This is a genomic window from Halorubrum distributum JCM 10118, assembly GCF_000337335.1.
GTDB classification, from domain to species: domain Archaea; phylum Halobacteriota; class Halobacteria; order Halobacteriales; family Haloferacaceae; genus Halorubrum; species Halorubrum distributum.
In genome coordinates this window covers 44,671-59,574 of the sequence record NZ_AOJN01000018.1, presented here as the reverse complement: position 1 = coordinate 59,574, position 14,904 = coordinate 44,671, and the positions used below count along the sequence as shown (strand labels likewise).

The 14,904-nt window shown below is 71.6% G+C and carries 16 protein-coding genes and 1 tRNA gene; 5 read left to right on the top strand and 12 right to left on the bottom strand.

The genetic code is table 11. The features are described 5' to 3' along the window. Positions 1 to 25 precede the first annotated feature (25 nt). The 5 genes from C466_RS02330 to C466_RS02310 form a co-directional block, all read right to left on the bottom strand. On the bottom strand, positions 26 to 1,102 hold the full coding sequence (locus tag C466_RS02330; protein ID WP_004597075.1) for a CNNM domain-containing protein: 1,077 nt from the start codon (positions 1,100 to 1,102) through the stop codon (positions 26 to 28). 77 nt (positions 1,103 to 1,179) lie between these two features. Next, the gene (hisS, locus tag C466_RS02325) at positions 1,180 to 2,502 is read right to left on the bottom strand and encodes a histidine--tRNA ligase (protein WP_004597076.1); all 1,323 of its coding nucleotides are present in this window, start codon (positions 2,500 to 2,502) and stop codon (positions 1,180 to 1,182) included. A gap of 113 nt (positions 2,503 to 2,615) precedes the next feature. Next, positions 2,616 to 3,071 (bottom strand): DUF892 family protein, encoded by a 456-nt coding sequence (locus C466_RS02320; RefSeq protein ID WP_004597077.1) that lies wholly within the window; start codon positions 3,069 to 3,071, stop codon positions 2,616 to 2,618. A 127-nt stretch (positions 3,072 to 3,198) separates the two neighbouring features. Further along, on the bottom strand, positions 3,199 to 3,792 hold the full coding sequence (locus C466_RS02315; protein ID WP_004597078.1) for a DUF7411 family protein: 594 nt from the start codon (positions 3,790 to 3,792) through the stop codon (positions 3,199 to 3,201). Further along, positions 3,793 to 4,143: a DNA-binding protein gene (locus tag C466_RS02310; protein ID WP_004597079.1), complete on the bottom strand. Its 351-nt coding sequence runs from the start codon at positions 4,141 to 4,143 to the stop codon at positions 3,793 to 3,795. A 141-nt stretch (positions 4,144 to 4,284) separates the two neighbouring features. Between C466_RS02310 and C466_RS02305 the strand changes: the two genes are divergently transcribed. Then, positions 4,285 to 5,430 (top strand): 60S ribosomal export protein NMD3, encoded by a 1,146-nt coding sequence (locus C466_RS02305; protein ID WP_004597080.1) that lies wholly within the window; start codon positions 4,285 to 4,287, stop codon positions 5,428 to 5,430. 101 nt (positions 5,431 to 5,531) lie between these two features. Here C466_RS02305 and C466_RS02300 read toward each other — a convergent pair whose 3' ends face one another. Both C466_RS02300 and C466_RS02295 read right to left on the bottom strand, forming a co-directional pair. Continuing rightward, a complete protein-coding gene (locus C466_RS02300) occupies positions 5,532 to 5,723 on the bottom strand; it encodes a UPF0175 family protein (RefSeq protein WP_004597081.1) in 192 nt (63 codons plus the stop codon). A 277-nt stretch (positions 5,724 to 6,000) separates the two neighbouring features. Continuing rightward, positions 6,001 to 7,905, bottom strand: coding sequence for a helicase C-terminal domain-containing protein (locus tag C466_RS02295; RefSeq protein ID WP_004597082.1), 1,905 nt, complete (start codon positions 7,903 to 7,905; stop codon positions 6,001 to 6,003). A 92-nt stretch (positions 7,906 to 7,997) separates the two neighbouring features. Here C466_RS02295 and C466_RS02290 point away from each other — a divergent pair, with 92 nt between their 5' ends. Beyond that, positions 7,998 to 8,228 carry a hypothetical protein gene (locus tag C466_RS02290; RefSeq protein ID WP_004597083.1) on the top strand — a complete coding sequence of 77 codons (231 nt, stop codon included), beginning with the start codon at positions 7,998 to 8,000 and terminating at the stop codon, positions 8,226 to 8,228. Between the two features lie 124 nt (positions 8,229 to 8,352). Beyond that, positions 8,353 to 8,781 carry a desampylase gene (locus C466_RS02285; protein WP_004597084.1) on the top strand — a complete coding sequence of 143 codons (429 nt, stop codon included), beginning with the start codon at positions 8,353 to 8,355 and terminating at the stop codon, positions 8,779 to 8,781. Between the two features lie 30 nt (positions 8,782 to 8,811). Here the strand turns inward: C466_RS02285 and C466_RS02280 are convergent, their stop codons facing one another. From C466_RS02280 to C466_RS02265, 4 genes are all read right to left on the bottom strand, one after another. After that, positions 8,812 to 9,636, bottom strand: coding sequence for a universal stress protein (locus C466_RS02280; protein WP_004599555.1), 825 nt, complete (start codon positions 9,634 to 9,636; stop codon positions 8,812 to 8,814). Further along, positions 9,637 to 11,061, bottom strand: coding sequence for an APC family permease (locus C466_RS02275; RefSeq protein WP_004597086.1), 1,425 nt, complete (start codon positions 11,059 to 11,061; stop codon positions 9,637 to 9,639). 137 nt (positions 11,062 to 11,198) lie between these two features. Then, a tRNA-Glu gene (locus tag C466_RS02270) sits at positions 11,199 to 11,273 on the bottom strand. A 94-nt stretch (positions 11,274 to 11,367) separates the two neighbouring features. After that, entirely contained in the window at positions 11,368 to 12,444 is a 1,077-nt protein-coding gene (locus C466_RS02265; RefSeq protein WP_004597087.1) for a zinc-binding metallopeptidase family protein, read from the bottom strand. A 188-nt stretch (positions 12,445 to 12,632) separates the two neighbouring features. Between C466_RS02265 and C466_RS02260 the strand changes: the two genes are divergently transcribed. Continuing rightward, positions 12,633 to 13,715, top strand: coding sequence for a zinc-dependent metalloprotease (locus tag C466_RS02260; protein ID WP_004597088.1), 1,083 nt, complete (start codon positions 12,633 to 12,635; stop codon positions 13,713 to 13,715). A gap of 13 nt (positions 13,716 to 13,728) precedes the next feature. Here C466_RS02260 and C466_RS02255 read toward each other — a convergent pair whose 3' ends face one another. Next, on the bottom strand, positions 13,729 to 14,142 hold the full coding sequence (locus C466_RS02255) for an SHOCT domain-containing protein (RefSeq protein ID WP_004597089.1): 414 nt from the start codon (positions 14,140 to 14,142) through the stop codon (positions 13,729 to 13,731). Positions 14,143 to 14,253: 111 nt separating this feature from the next. Between C466_RS02255 and C466_RS02250 the strand changes: the two genes are divergently transcribed. Further along, on the top strand, positions 14,254 to 14,898 hold the full coding sequence (locus C466_RS02250) for a non-canonical purine NTP pyrophosphatase (protein WP_004599554.1): 645 nt from the start codon (positions 14,254 to 14,256) through the stop codon (positions 14,896 to 14,898). The last annotated feature ends 6 nt before the right edge of the window (positions 14,899 to 14,904 follow it).

Here is a 14,904-nt window from a genome sequence, read left to right as displayed (position 1 = left end):
CCGGCGACCCCACCGCGCCGTTCTATTATAAATTGCCGGCGTCCAGCGGGTCCTCCAGCTGTCCCATCACCGCCTCCATCGCGTCGGTGGCGGTGAGCAGCCCGACGACCTCGCCGTCCTCGGTCACCAAGGCGAGCTCCTGCGACTCCGCCTGAAACCGGTCGTAAGCGTCGCTGACGCTCGCGTCAGCCGGCACCGTCATCGGCGGGGCCGCGACGTCAGCGAACGTCAGGTCGCCGTCCCGGAGCTCGTCGAAGCGGCTCACGATGGAGGGGGCGTACACGATCCCCTCGAACTCGGTCAGGTCGTCGCCGACGAGCGGGAAGCGGCTGTGCGGGGTGTCGCGGATCCGGTCGAGGTTCTCCGCGACGCACGCCGTCGTCGTCAGCGAGACGATCTCGTCGGGCGGGGTCATCACGTCCGCGACGGTGATCCGGTCCACGTCGAGCGCGCTGAGCACCTCGTCGCGGCGCTCCTCCGGGAGCTCCACTTCCGCCATCATCGAACCGAGGCGGGTCCGGAGCTGCGCGCGCGTCTCCAACACCTCCTCTTCGGCCTCGGTCCACGAGCCGGTCATCTCCACGCCGAACAGGCGGAGCGTCGCCTTCGCGACCCAGTCGCCGAACTTGATCAGCGGGGAGATGGCCCACGCGAACCAGTACAGCGGTCGGGCGCCGTAGTTGGCGACCTGCTTCGAGCGCTCGACGCCGAGGTACGTCGGCGTCTGCTCGCCGTGCGTCAGGTGGACCATGTTGATGAGGAAGAATCCCAGGAGCGAGCCCGCGCCGGCCGACGCGAGGGTCGTGTTCTCGAACAGCGGGGCGAAAAGCGCCGCGAGCCCCGGCTCGGCGACGATGCCGAGCGCGATGCTCGTGCCGGAGATCCACACCTGACAGGTGGTGAGGTAGAACTCCAGGTCGTCGGTCATCTCCCAGGCGCGCCGGAGTCCGGGGGTGTCCATCTCCGACTCGGGGTACTGCCGGAGGCGCGTCAGGCCGAACTCGACGGCCACGAAGTAGGCGTTGATCAGGATGAGGAGGACGCCCGCGGCCACGCGGAGGGCGACCTCGGTCGGGGGCATCGTCGTCGCGAGCGGGATCATCGTCTCACCGATCTCGGTTCGAACTTAAAAATGGTCGAGAACGGGAAACGACGCGAGAGCGGACGGGAACTCGGAGCCTACACGTAGTCCTCGTACGTCGGCAGCCCGTCCTCGGGCGGGAACTCCTCGACCGGGACGGTCGTCTCGTCGCCGCTTTCCATGTCCTTCACCGTGTACTCGCCGTTCTCCAGGTCGCGCTCGCCGACGACCACGACCGTCTCGGCGTTGATCGAGTCGGCGTACCCGAGCTGCGCGCCGAACGAGCGGCCGGAGATGTCCTGCTCGACGACCACGTCGTCCCCGAGCGCGCGGAGGTCGCTCGCGAGCGCGGCCGCCTCGCTCCGCGTGTCGCCCACCGAGAGGACGTAGTAGTCGGTCGAGAGTTCCTCGTCGGGCCAGACGCCGGCGCGCTGACAGAGGAGCTTGAGGGTGGCGTGGCCGGGCGCGACCCCGACCGCGGGGGTGGGCTGGCCGCCGAAGGACTCGATGAGGTCGTCGTAGCGCCCGCCGCCGAAGACGGAACGGGAGACCTCGCCGGTGGAGTCGAAGCACTCGAAGACGACGCCCGTGTAGTAGTCGAGCCCACGGGCGGTGGTCAGCGACACCTCGCAGAACTCGCCCGCGCCGAAGTCGTCGGCGGCGGCGAGCACGTTCCGGAGGTTCTCGACGGCGGCCTCGACCGACTCGTCGCCGGCCTCGGCGACCGCGTCGAGGTCGGCGACGGTCTCGACGTCCGAGATGAGGTCGTCGAAGTCGCGCGCGGTGTCGCGGGCGAGCCCGGCGTCGGAGAGGAGGCCGACGTACTCGGCGTCGTCGACCTTCGCGCGCTTGTCGACCGCGCGGATGGCGGCCGCGGTGTCGACCGCGTCGGGATCGGCTGCGAGCGACCGGACGAGGCCCCCGAGGATGTCGCGGTGCGAGACGCGGAACTCGAAGTCGTCGCCGGTGAGCCCGAGGTCCGTGAGGGCGTCGGCGGCGACCGCCAGCACCTCGGCGTCGGCCTCGGGCGCCGAGGAGCCGAACACGTCGATGTTCGTCTGGTAGAACTCGCGGAAGCGGCCCTGCTGGACCTGCTCGTAGCGCCAGAACGGCCGGGTGGACATCCACTTGATCGGCTTCGACAGCTCCTGGCCCTTCGCGACGACCATCCGGGCGACGGTGGGCGTGAGCTCCGGCGTCATCGAGACCCCGCGGCCCCCCTTGTCGTCGAAGGCGTACAGCTCCTCGACGATCTCCTCGCCGGACTTGTCGACGTACATCTCCGTCCGCTCCAGGGCGGGGGTGGCGATCTCGCGGAAGCCGTGCCGGCTCGCCGCGCCCTCGATCGCGTCGGTCACCTCGCGGCGAGCGGACTGCTCGCCGGGGTAGAAGTCTCGGAATCCCTTGAGGCCGTCGTACATGGGCGTCGCTTCGGCGAGCGCCCGCTTGAAAGCATCCTTTCGGGGGCGGGCTCGCCGGCGTCGGTGCGTGGGTCGCGCGACTCACGGTCGGGGAGCGCGGCCCCGCGCCCGGTCTACTCGCGCTGGTACTCCTTCTGGAACCCGCGGAACTCGGTCCGGTGGGCCTCCTCGTCCGAGAGGAGCGTCACGGCGAGGTCCTCGGTGACCGGGTCGTCGGCTTCCTCGGCGGCGTCGATCAGGTCACGATACGTCGCGATCGCGTCCTCCTCGGCGTCGAGCACGCCGTTGATGACGGCCAACACGTCCGTCGAGTCCTCTGGCGGCTGGAGCGACTCCTGGCCGGCCGTGAACTCGGCGGACCCGGGCGGGCGCGCGTCGAGCTGTTTGAGCCGCTGTCCGAGCTGCTCGGCGTGGCCGAGCTCCTCTTGGACGTCCTGTTTGAGGCTCTCTTTGATCTCCTCGGCACGGACGCCGTCGAGGACGATCGCGTTCGTCTGGTAGTTCATCACGGTCTCGATCTCGTCGGCGTACGCCGTCCGGAGCAGGTCGACGACTCGTTCGGATGACATACCCGACGCTACGCCCGCGGGGTCGAAAGGAGTTCCGGCGGTTCCGGGTCGACGGGAGATCGCCGACCGGAGACGGAGCGACGCACCGGTCGAGCAGTCGTTCCGGTCGAGCAGTCGTTCCGGCCGATCAGTCGTTCCGGCCGTGAACGTACGTCTGGTCGTGGTCGGGGAACACGTCGCCGACGGTCTCTTCGCCGTACTCGTCGGCGATGAGCGTCCGGAGCTCGTCCTCGTAGTCCGCCTTCGGGACCTCCTCGCTGGGGCCCTGCTGGACGTCGAAGGTGGCGTCGACGAGCTGGTCGACGGCGTGGCGGCCGAACCCGGAGAGCGGGGAGATGTAGTCGATCCCGTTGCGGTCTTCGAGGCTCTGCGCTTGCGCCCGCGACACCGTGGGGACGCGGTCGTCGCGACGGGTGCCGTCCGCGATGGCGTCGACGTCGAGGGCGGCGATGGTCTCCAAGGCGTGCTCGTGGACGCGCTGGATCCCGTTGCGGGGGTAGCCGTCCGCGACCATCGTCTCGGCGGCGCGCTCGGCCACGTCGCGGTCGAGGTCGACGCGCTCGAACGGAAACCCGAGCTCGGCGGCCGCCCGCTCGGCGTGCTCCCAGTCGTCGGTGAGCCCGAAGCTCCCGGTGACGCAGCGGACGTCGTAGAACCGGTCGAGCAGGTGCGCGGCGAGCGAGGAGTCTTTCCCCCCGCTGTACAGCAGCGCGAGCTCCATCTACCGGTGTCGGATGTCGAAGCTCTTCTGTTCGGGCTGGAGCTCTTTGAGCAGGTCTCGCATCTGGTCCTCGTCGATCTGTCCCTGGATCCGCCCGCTCTGCGCCAGCGCGGCGACCTGCTTTTTCACCTTCTCGCCGAACTGGGGCTTCGACATCTCGACCGCGTTGAGCCGCTGGCGCGCGCCGTCGGTCAGGTGCTGTTTCAACACCGCCTCCTGCTGGGCCTCGGCGCGCTCCTGGGCCTCCTGCTGGGCCTCGGCGGCGTCCTCGCCCCCCTGTCGCTCGCGGAGCTCCTCCATCTTCTGTTCGCGCAGTTCCTCGAGCCGTTCGTCGTCGGGGTTGCCGCTCATGGGCGTCTGTTCTCGGTCCGTGCGAAAAACCATTTCGGAGGTCGCGACCCGCGCGGCCCGGCCGGAACCGCGGGCGAGCCCGTCGACGCCGACGGGTGCGGTCCGCGCGGTTTAAACGGATCCTCGGCGTAGCCGCGGGCAATGAGCGAGTCGCGGGAGTTCTGTCCGCGCTGCGGCGACCCGGTCCCCGAGCGGCGCGACCCCCTTCCGGGCGAGCCGCGCGGGCGAGACGCGCTGCTCTGCGACGACTGCTACTTCGAGGACTTCGACCTCGTCGACGCGCCCGACCGGATCGAGGTGCTGGTCTGTTCCGGCTGCGGCGCCGTCAGGCGCGGCGAGTCGTGGCGCGACGTGGGGGCGCGCGACTACACCGACGTCGCGGTCGACGAGGTCGCCGAGGCGCTGGGCGTCCACGTCGACGCCGCGGACGTCGAGTGGGGCGTCGAGCCAGAGCAGGTCGACGAGAACAACGTGCGGATGCACTGCCGCTTCTCGGGCGTGGTGCGCGGCACCCTCCGGTCCGCCGAGGTGACGGTCCCGGTCAAGATCTCGCGGGGGACCTGCGACCGCTGCGGGCGCATCGCCGGCGGGTACTACGCGGGGATCGTCCAGGTCCGCGCCGACGAGCGCGACCTCACGCCCGCGGAGCGTGCCGAAGCGCTCGACATCGCCGAGACGTACGTCGCCGACCAGGAGGCCGACGGCGACCGCGAGGCGTTCATCACGGAGGTGAAAGAGACCGACGACGGGCCGAACATCAAGCTCTCCTCGAACCGCCTCGCGCAGAACGTCGCGACGCGGATCACCGAGTCCCTCGGCGGGAGCTTCGAGTCGTACCCGACGCTCGTCACCGAGGACGGCGACGGCAACGAGGTGTACCGCGTCACCTTCGCGGTCCGGCTGCCGAAGTACGCGGAAGGCGAGATCGTCGACCCCGAGGACGGCGACGGCCCGGTCCTCGTCACCGGTGTCTCCGACCGGCTCCGGGGCGTGCGCCTCGCGAGCGGCGCGGCGTACGCCTCCGCGTTCGCGGACGGGGAGGCCCCGGAGGCGACCCGGCTCGGCACCCGCGACGACGCGGCGGAGACGACGGTTGTGACCGTCGAGGACGAGAACGCGATCCAGGTGCTCGACCCCGTCACCTACGAGGCGAAGACCGTGCCGAACCCGGCGTTCGTCGACGACGACGCCGACGCGGTCCTCGCGTTCGAACACGGCGGCGACGTTCACCTCGTGCCGGAGGAGGGGACCGAACCGGCCGCGGAGTCGGCTCCGAGTCGAGACTGACGCTCCTCGCGGGTCGTTTCGGCAGAAGAACTGATCGTTCGTGGAAGTGAGCCGAAGGTTCCGGTCGACGCGTCGACGTGGTCGGCGGGGACGGGGGACGTTCAGTCGGCGCGGGCGGGCTGTTCGTGGCCGAGCGCTGCGGCCCGCTCGGACTCGGTTACCTCGATGCCGCGGCGTTCGAGCTGCTCGATGAATTCGGCCTCGCTGAGCCCTGCCTGTGCGGCCGCCTGCGACAGCGTCAGGGTTCGCGCACCGTACAGCGTCAGCGCACTCGACAGCCCGTTCGTGGCCATACATCCAGTAGTCGCGTGAGGGATTATGAAGGTTACTACTTCATGGAGGGCCCTGATACACCTTATACGATATATATTGACGGATGATCGGCGCGGGAGTGATAATATGACTCGCGCGCCGCCACCCCTCGCCCGCAGGAGTTATACGGTTCTGCGGTCGACACGGCGACATGGACAGACAACAGGTCATGGCGCTGTTCTTCGCGTTTCTCATGGTGAGCTCCATGGTCGCGTACGGCGTCTCGCTGCTGTGACGGCCGCCTCGCGGTAACTCCGGTCAGCCGTCGCCCCACACGTCCGACAGCGGGTGGTCCCGCCGGCGCTCCGCGTCCCGCTCGGAGCGGGTCCGGACCGACGCGTCGTCCGTCGTTCCGCTGTCGCCGGTCGCGTCGCCGTCGCCGGCTTTCGAGCCGTCCGCGCCGCGAGACGAGTGACCCGCGTTCCCGCTCTCCGACCCGCCCGAACGGCGACCCCGCCGCCGTCCCGCCCCCGCGCCGCCGGACGGCGACGCGTCGATGCCGGCCAGCGCCGCCTCCGGGTCGAACGCCGGCAGCGACGGGGTCGTCATCGCGTCGACCTGGTCGCGGAACCACCCTGGCGTGTCGGCCTCGGCGCGCTCGAAGAGGTCGAGCAGTGAGTCGTCGGCGAGGTACGTCGCGCCGTGGTCGTCGGGCGCCCGGACGACCCGGCCGCACGCCTGGATGACGGTACGCAGCGCCGTGCGGTGGTACCACGCCCACTGGCCGTCCTCCAGCCGGCGAGCGACCCGCGAGTCGTTCGTGTTCCGGTACGGCGCCTTACACACGACCTGCCAGCGACAGCGGTCGCCCTTCAGGTCAAGCGCCTCCTCCATCTTCACGGAGACGAACACCTCCGGGTCGGCGCTCGCCTTCCACGCCTCCAGCTCGGCGTCGCGGTTCTGTCGGTCGTGCCGCCTGACGCGCGCGGCGACGCCGAACTCGCCGAGGCGTTCGGTGAGCCGCTCCGCGATGTCGTACGAGTGCGCGTGGATCAGCCCCTTCTCATCGGGGTGTTCCGCCATCAGCCGGACGATCAGGCGGGCGATCTTCGGCACCGTCTCGTCGCGGTGCTCGTACGTCATCGACCCCTGCGTCACGTCGTACAGCGGTCGGTTCGCGAGCGGGAACGTGTGCTCGACGTCGACGAGGGCGACGTCGGCCGGGTCGAGGCCGACGCCGCGGCAGAACGCCTCCTTCGAGAGGATGGTCGCGGACAGCAGCGCGAACCGGTTCCCGCGGTCCCACACCGTGTGTCTGAGGTAGCGCGCGGGGTCGAGCGGCTTGATGTCGATGGGGGACTCCTCGCCGCCCGACTGGTCGACGACCCACGTGGTCGGGGACTCCGGCTCGCGGTAGTCCTCGAGGAACCAGCCGAGCTCGCTTATCAGCTCCTGAAGCCTGTCGCGCCGGGCGACCTCCTCGCGGTCGAGCTCCGGGCGGCCGACCAGCTCGTCTTTCGCCCGGATCGCCACGTCGCGGAGCGCCTCGACGAACCGCGCGGTCCGGTCGAGGGCGTCCTCCTCAGGGCCGGCGTCGGCCGCGACGTCGGGGACGCCGACGTCGTCCCACACCGGGACGCGATCGGGCGATATCTCGATGGTGGCGTACATCTCGGCCCACTCCGCGAGCCCGTGCGCCTCGTCGATCACGACGGCGTCGCGCTTGCGGAACACCTCGGAGCCCGCGGTTCGCATGAAGTACGCCAGCGTCATGGCGGCGAATCGGTTGCCGGACGCGATGGCGCGGTCGGAGAAGTACGGGCAGCGGTGCCGGATCGAGCAGTCGAACCCCTGCTGGCGCGCGCAGGGCGCGCGGTTCACGGGCGTGTCGTGCTCGCCCGGGAGCACGCAGTCGTAGTTCGACTTCCCGCGGATCACCGCGAGGTCGTCGAGGAGGTCGTCGGCCTCGACGTCGTCGATCTGCGACACCTGCGGTGTCGTGTAGTAGGCCCCGGTCGCCTCGCTGGGGGCCGCCTCGCCGGCGGTCGCGGCCGCGCCCATGATCGCGCGGGCGAGCAGCGACTTGCCGCTGCCCGTCGGCGCGCGCACCAGCACGACCCGGTTGCCGGCCGCGAAGGCGTCGCGGATGTCGGCGAGGGCCTGCTCCTGTGCCCCGCGGAAGCTCGGCGCGGGGAACTCGGCGGGGATCCGGCTCGGGTCCACACGACGCCCTCGCGGGCTGGCCGAATTAAACCCTCGCTTGGGCCGCGGGGGCGACACCTATTGGTAGTCCGGGGCGAAAGGGCGAAGCGACGATGAGCGACGACGGCATCCTCGGGTCGCTGTCCGCCGTGAGCCTGCTGAGCCTCTGCTGTATCGGGTTCGGCGGGCTGGCCGGCGGGGCGGCGGCGGTCGGCGGCGCCGCCTCCGCGAGCGCGTTCGCGACCGGCGCGACGAGCGTCCGCGGCGCGCTGATCTCCGGCGCCGTCACGTTCGGGACGGTCCTCCTCGCGGCCGCGGCGATCCGCTGGCGGTTGAACCGGTGACGACGGCCACCGCATCGACACCTCGCCGCCGCTCCGACTCAACGTCGCTCCGCCTCGCGACCTTCGGCGGCGCGCCGACCCCCGGTCGAGACGGACTTATCCGGCGCCCCTCCGTTGTCCGCGTATGATCGAGTTCGCTCGGGAGGCCTACGACGACGTGGTCCGGCACGCCGACGCGGGCGGCGCCGAGGAGGTCTGTGGCGTGCTGGCCGGGACGCGCGGCAACGGCGACGAGCCGAGCGTTGTCGCGCGCGCCCACGAGGCGGAGAACGTCGCCGACGCGCCCGCGGTCCGGTACCGGATCGACCCCGAGGAGCAGCTCGAACTGTTCGAGGCGATCGAGGCCGACGGCCGTGAGGTGGTCGGCTTCTACCACTCGCACCCGGCGGGACCGGCGCACCCGAGCGAGACGGACGCCTCGCGGGCGACGTGGCCCGGCTACTCGTACGTGATCTGTGCGCTCGACGGCTCCCCGTTCGTCGGCTCGTGGCGCTGGCGCGGCGACGAGGCGGGGTTCGAACGGGAGACGGTGTCGGTCAGCAGCGAGCGGTAGGACCTCCGAACGACGCCGCGCCGGCCCGTCCTACTCGTCGGCGGCAGGCGCCGTGTCGTCGGCGGCAGACGCCGCCGCGTCCTCGTCGGACTCGTCGTCCGCTCGGCGGTCGCGGACGACGAGGACGGGACCGACGGAGGCGGCCGCGACGCGCTCGCTCTCCTCGCCGAACACGAACGACCGGAACGAGGGCGCGCGCTCGCCCATCACGACCGCGTCGTGGCCGGGCACCGCGTCGATCAGCGCGTCGAACGGCGAGCCCTCCGCCGCCGTCGCCGTGTCAACGTCGAGCCCCCGCTCGCGGAGGCGGTCGGCCGCGGCCGCCAGCCGGGCGTCGGTACCGTCGCCCGCGTCGCCGCCGGCCGGAGCGGGGCTCTCGGACGCGGCGGCGTCTGCGACGCCGTCGCCGGGCATTCCGGCTCCCGCCGCGAGGAACAGGGTGACGCCGATGTCGCGGTCGCCGACGAGCGCACCGACGAACGAGAGGATCCGGTCGGCGTCGACGTCGCCCGAAAGCGACACCAGGACCCGCTCGACGTCACCGGTCGTTCCGGGGACGGCGAACGCGTCGGCGTCGACCTCGTCGGTCACCCGCTCGATCGTCTGCTCGCGGTCGTGGGTGAACACGAGCCGGTGGTCGGCCGCGCCGCCCGCGGCCGCGAACTCCTGACTGATGTCCTCCAGGGCGGACGTCGCGCGCTCCCCGAACTGGAGCCGGGCCTGGTCCGGCGGCGTCTGCTCCGGCAGGACGTGGTAGCCGAGCACGGTGACGTCGACGGCGCCGAGCAGCGATATCAGGCCGGGTGAGACGCTCCCTCCCTCGAGCACCGCGACGGGTACGAGTACGCGTGTCATTTACAGGGCCCCCTTGAGCGACACGTCGCGGGCGTAATAGAAGTACCACCCGGCCGTGGCGGCGATGACCGCGATCCCGACGAGGATCGAGAGCCGGTTCATGAACGCGATCAGCCCGAAGCTGGCGAGGGCGCCGAGGACCGGGATAACGGGCCCCCCGGGCACGACGAAGTCGGGGTCGTACCACGCGGGCCGGTCCCGGCGGATGGCGACGAGCGCGACGCACATCAGCCCGTACATGATCAGGTGGAGGAAGGAGGCGACCTCGGCGAGCAGCTGGACCTGTCCGGTCGCCGCGAGGACGACGACGGGACCGCCGGCCATGCCGAGGGCGACGTGCGGCGTGCCGTACCGCAGGTTGATCCGGCTCGCCCACCGCGGGAGGAGCGCGTCCTTCGAGACGCCGTAGATCGCCCGCGAGGTGCTGAGGATCGAGGCGTTCGCCGACGACATCGTCGCCAACAGTCCGCCGACGATGATCACGAGCGCCCCGGCCGGGCCGAGCAGCGCGCGGCCGACCTCGACTATCGCGGTCTCGCCGGCGGCGAGCAGCGCGTCCCGCGTGAAGATGTTCGTCGCGACGAAGATGGTCAGCACGTACAGGACCGTGACGATCACCACGGAGCCGACCATCGCGAGCGGGAGGTTCCGACCGGGGTCTTTCATCTCCCCGGCCACAGTCGCCACCTGCGCGAACCCGAGGTAGGAGGTGAACACGAGCGCGGCGACCGAGAGGACCGGTCCGGCACCCCAGACGTTCGCGGCCTGCCCGGGCGGCGTGTCGACGGCGACGACCCCGAACGCCTCCAGCAGGCCGAACCCGAGGAACGCGACCAGCATCGAGAGCAGGAGCGCGACGATCCCGTTCTGGAGCTTGGCGGCGTTCTCGGTTCCCGTGACGTTCAGGACGGTGAACGCGCCCCCGGCGAGGACGGCGATGACGGAGACGATCGCGTCCGAACCGGCGCCGACCGCGAGCCCGACCTGCGCGAGCGCGTCGAGCGCGTAGTAGCCGAGCCCGACGAGGTAGAAGGCGGTCGCGAACACGAGCCCGAGCCACAGCGAAAGGCCGATGACGGTCCCGGCGAGCGTCCCGAGCCCCCGCGAGATGAAGTAGTAGCCGCCGCCGCTCCGCGGCATCGCCGTCGCGAGCTCGGAGGTCGGGAGCGCGACGAGGAGCGCGATCACCCCGCCGACGGCGAACGAGGCGGCCGCCGCGGTCCCGATCGCTCCGCCCGCGAGCCCGGGGAACACGAAGATCCCGGCGCCGATCATCGTCCCGATCCCGATCGCGAGGCCGCCGGTCAGCCCGATGGTGCGTTCGAGCTCGGCGTCGTCGGTGATCGTCGCCGACTCGGTCTCGACGACCGACTCCGCGACCGGGGCGTCGCCGTCGAGGTTACGGCCGCTCGGCTCGTCGGGCATCTGTGTCGGTGGACGGCCGGCCTTCGGATAAGTGTGGGGAGCCGTACCGACCCGACCGAAGCCGGGCGACGCGGTTCGGCGGGCGCGATCGAAGCGACGAGGGGACTCCTCGTCGGTTGGTCGCGTCGTGAGAGAAATGCTCCGGCTGGGATTTGAACCCAGGTCATCACCGTGAGAGGGTGATATGATTGGCCGGACTACACCACCAGAGCACGTCCGTTCGTCGCAATCTACGGTAGGAAAGACGGTAGTAAAACAGTTCCGTTTTGACGCCGCCGTGCCCCGGTTTGTCGTGGCGAGGCGCGCTCAGACGTCGACGGCGAACGGCGACTCCGCCGCGTCGAGATCGCCCGCCGCCGCGCCGATCGCGGCGAGGAGGTCGGCGACCGCGTCGAGGTCCCCGGTGTCGATCACCTCGACCGGCGTGTGCATGTACCGGTTCGGGATCGAGACGTTGAGCGCGGGCACGCCGCCCCGGGCAGTGTAGAACGCGTCCGCGTCGGTGCCGGTGCGGATGCCGGCCGCCTGGAGCTGGACCTCGACGCCGGCGTCCTCGGCCGCGTCGCGCGCGAGGTCGACGAGGACCGGGTGGTTCGCGCTGCCCCGACCGATCACCGGACCCGCGCCGAGCTCGATCGGACCGCGTCGCTCGCGGTCGACGTCCGGGTTGTCGGTCGCGTGGGTGACGTCGACCGCGACGAACGCGTCGACGTCGTCGAGGTCGACCCCGACCATCCGCGCGCCCTGGAGTCCGACCTCCTCCTGAACGGTCGAGACGGCGTAGACGGTGGCGTCGACATCGGCCGCGGCGGCGCGGCGGAGCCCCTCCGCGGCCGCCCACGCACCGGCCCGGTTGTCGACCCCGCGGGCGGCGATCCGGTCCCCGACGAGGTCGCGGCGGCCCGTCGAGAACGTGACGGGGTCGCCGACCTCGACGTGGGCGCGCGCCTCGTCGGCGTCCTCGGCGCCGATGTCGACGAACTGGGCCGCGACGTCCTCGTAGTCGTCGTCGCCCTCGTCCCGCAGGTGGATCGCCGTCTGGCCGACGACGCCCTGGACCGGCTCGTCGGCGTGGACCGTGACGTGCTGGCCCTTCGAGACGGTGCGGTCGGAGCCGCCGATCCGGCCGATCCGGAGGAAGCCGTCGTCGAGCACGTCGCGGACGATGAACCCGATCTCGTCGGCGTGGCCGGTGACAGCGATCGCCGGGGCGTCGGGATCGCCCTCGTGGACCGCGACGGCGTTGCCGTACGCGTCGGTGTCGACCCGGTCGGCAAACTCGCGGACGTAGTCGGTCCAGACCCGCTGGACGGCCGTCTCGAAGCCCGAGGGGCTCGGCGTCGCGAGGAGGTCGTCGAGGAACGCGCTGCGCTCGTCGTCCATGCTCCGAGGCTGTGGGGCGGCCGACAAGAAAACGTCGGTGTCGGCGCTCGGCGCCGGGGCCCTCGGCGCCGGGACCCTCGTTGCCGGGACCTTCGACGCCGCGCTCTCAGCGCTGGGGGTCGCGGCGAGCCAGTCGGCGCGGGGACGGTCGACACAAGCGCTTTGGGGCGGCCGCCCGTCGGATCCGTATGGACATCCTCCGAAGCGTCCGGACCGTCGCCGAGGCCGAGGGGCCGGGCGTCGTCGACTGGGACCGGGCCGCGGCGGCCGCGAAGGACGCCACGGACCCCGGGTCGATCGCGCTCTCCGACGCGGAGCGCGCGGGGTACGCCGCCGACGTCCGCGACGCGCGCTCGCGGCTGGCCGAGGTGGCCGGGATCGAGTTCGACGTTCCCGACACCGTCGAGGTGCAGAACCGCCATCACTGGATCGACGCGAGCGTCGGTACCTTCCGGCGCGTGATGGACCCGATCGAGGCGGCCGCGGCCGGCGACGGCGCGGAGGCCGGAGCGGTCGGGAACCCCGGAACCGATTCGATCGACGTGATGCCGGACAGCGCGCCCGGACCGGGCGGACCCGCGCCCGGCGCCGCCTTCGCACAGGACCTCTCGCGGGTCGCCAACACGGGGTCGATGGCGTTCGCGCTGGGCTTCCTCGCGCGAAACGTCCTCGGCCAGTACGACCCGCTCCTGCTGGCCGACGAGCCGGACGCCGAGCACGGGCTCTACTTCGTCCATCCGAACATCGTCGCTGTCGCGAGCGCGCTCGACGTCGACTACCCCCGGTTCCGCCGGTGGATCGCGTTCCACGAGGTGACCCACGCCGCCGAGTTCGGCGCGGCGCCGTGGCTGCCGAAGTACCTGGAGTCGCGCGTCGAGCGCGGCGTCGAGGGGATGGTCGGCGGCGTCGAGGGAATGACCGGCCGCGGGCTCGACCCCGATGCGTTCGCGGAGCTCCAGACCGCGATGACCGCGGTCGAGGGGTACGCCGAGGTGCTGATGGACCGCGCGTTCGACGGCGAGTACGCGGACCTCCGACGGAAGCTCGACGAGCGCCGCGGCGGGGGCGGCCCCGTGCGCCGGCTCGCGCGGCGCCTGCTCGGCCTCGGGCTCAAGCGGCGGCAGTACGAGCGCGGCGCCGCCTTCTTCCGGCACGTCGCCGACGCGCGCGGCGTCGAGGCCGCGGGCGCCGTCTGGGAGCGCGCCGAGAACCTCCCGACCGCCGGAGAGATCGACGACCCCGAGGCGTGGCTCGTCCGCGTCGACCCCTGAGCCGCGCGGCGACTCACTCCAGTTCGAGGTCGCGCTCCCGGTGGTCGCCGGCCTCGACGGACCCCGTCCCGTCGGACTCGACCTGGTCGAACCGCTCGTCGAGGTCCTCGGTCGCGAGCAGGCGGTCGAGCCGGCGTTCGAACTCCGCCTCGTCTATCTCGCCGCTCGCGTAGCGGTCGCGCAGCGCCGCCACCGGCCGTTCGGCGGTCGCAGAGGCCGCGTCGTCCTCGTCGGACGCAACGAGCGGGAACTGCTCGCCGAGCACCAACACCAGCGGGATGAGGATGAAGAAGCCGGTGATGAACAGGGCCGGCCCCAGCGTCACGAGCGGAGCCGGGAGGAGGACGGCGGACAGCGATGTGAGCCCGAACGACAGGATCGCGATGAGCCCGATGAGTCGCTTCTTCTCGAACGTAGGGAGGGCCATACGCAACGGATTCCGGTGCGTTGACAAAAACGTACTGGCGCGCGGCGGGCGGTCCGCCGCCGCCCGCCCGCGACCGACGCCTATTCCTCGGGCGCGCGCCCACGGCGATCCGTGCTCAGGTACGTGACGACGAACCCCGGGAAGGTACGCGAGGCGGAGCGGTACCTCCCGGACGGCTCGGTGGAGCGGCTCGACTTCGACTACGCGGAGGTCCAAGCCGACGAGCTCGGCCCGATCGCGGCCCGGGGGGCCCGCGAGGCGTACCGCCACGCGGACGCGCCCGTCCTCGTCGACGACGCGGGGCTGTTCGTCGAGGGGCTCGACGGCTTCCCGGGCCCGTACTCGTCGTACGTCGAGGACACCCTCGGGATCGAGCGCGTCCACGAGATCGCCGCCGACCTCGACGACCGCCGCGCCGCCTTCCGGTGCGTGCTCGGCTACTGCGACGGCGAGGGGTTCGCCGCGAGCCCCGACCCCGTGGACCGGGGCGACCGCGACGCGGCCGCGGCGGCGGGCCCGGACGAGGAGCGCGGAGCGGGAGGATCCGACGGGACCGACCCCCTCCCGGTCAAGCTGTTCGAGGGGTACGTCCCGGGCCGGATCGTCGCGCCGCGTGGCGACGGCGGGTTCGGCTACGACCCGATCTTCGAACACGACGGCGAGACGTTCGCGGAGATGGACACCGACCGGAAGAACGCGGTGTCACACCGCGGCCGCGCCTTGGAAAAGTTCGCGGAGTGGTACGCGGACCGGTAGCGAGCG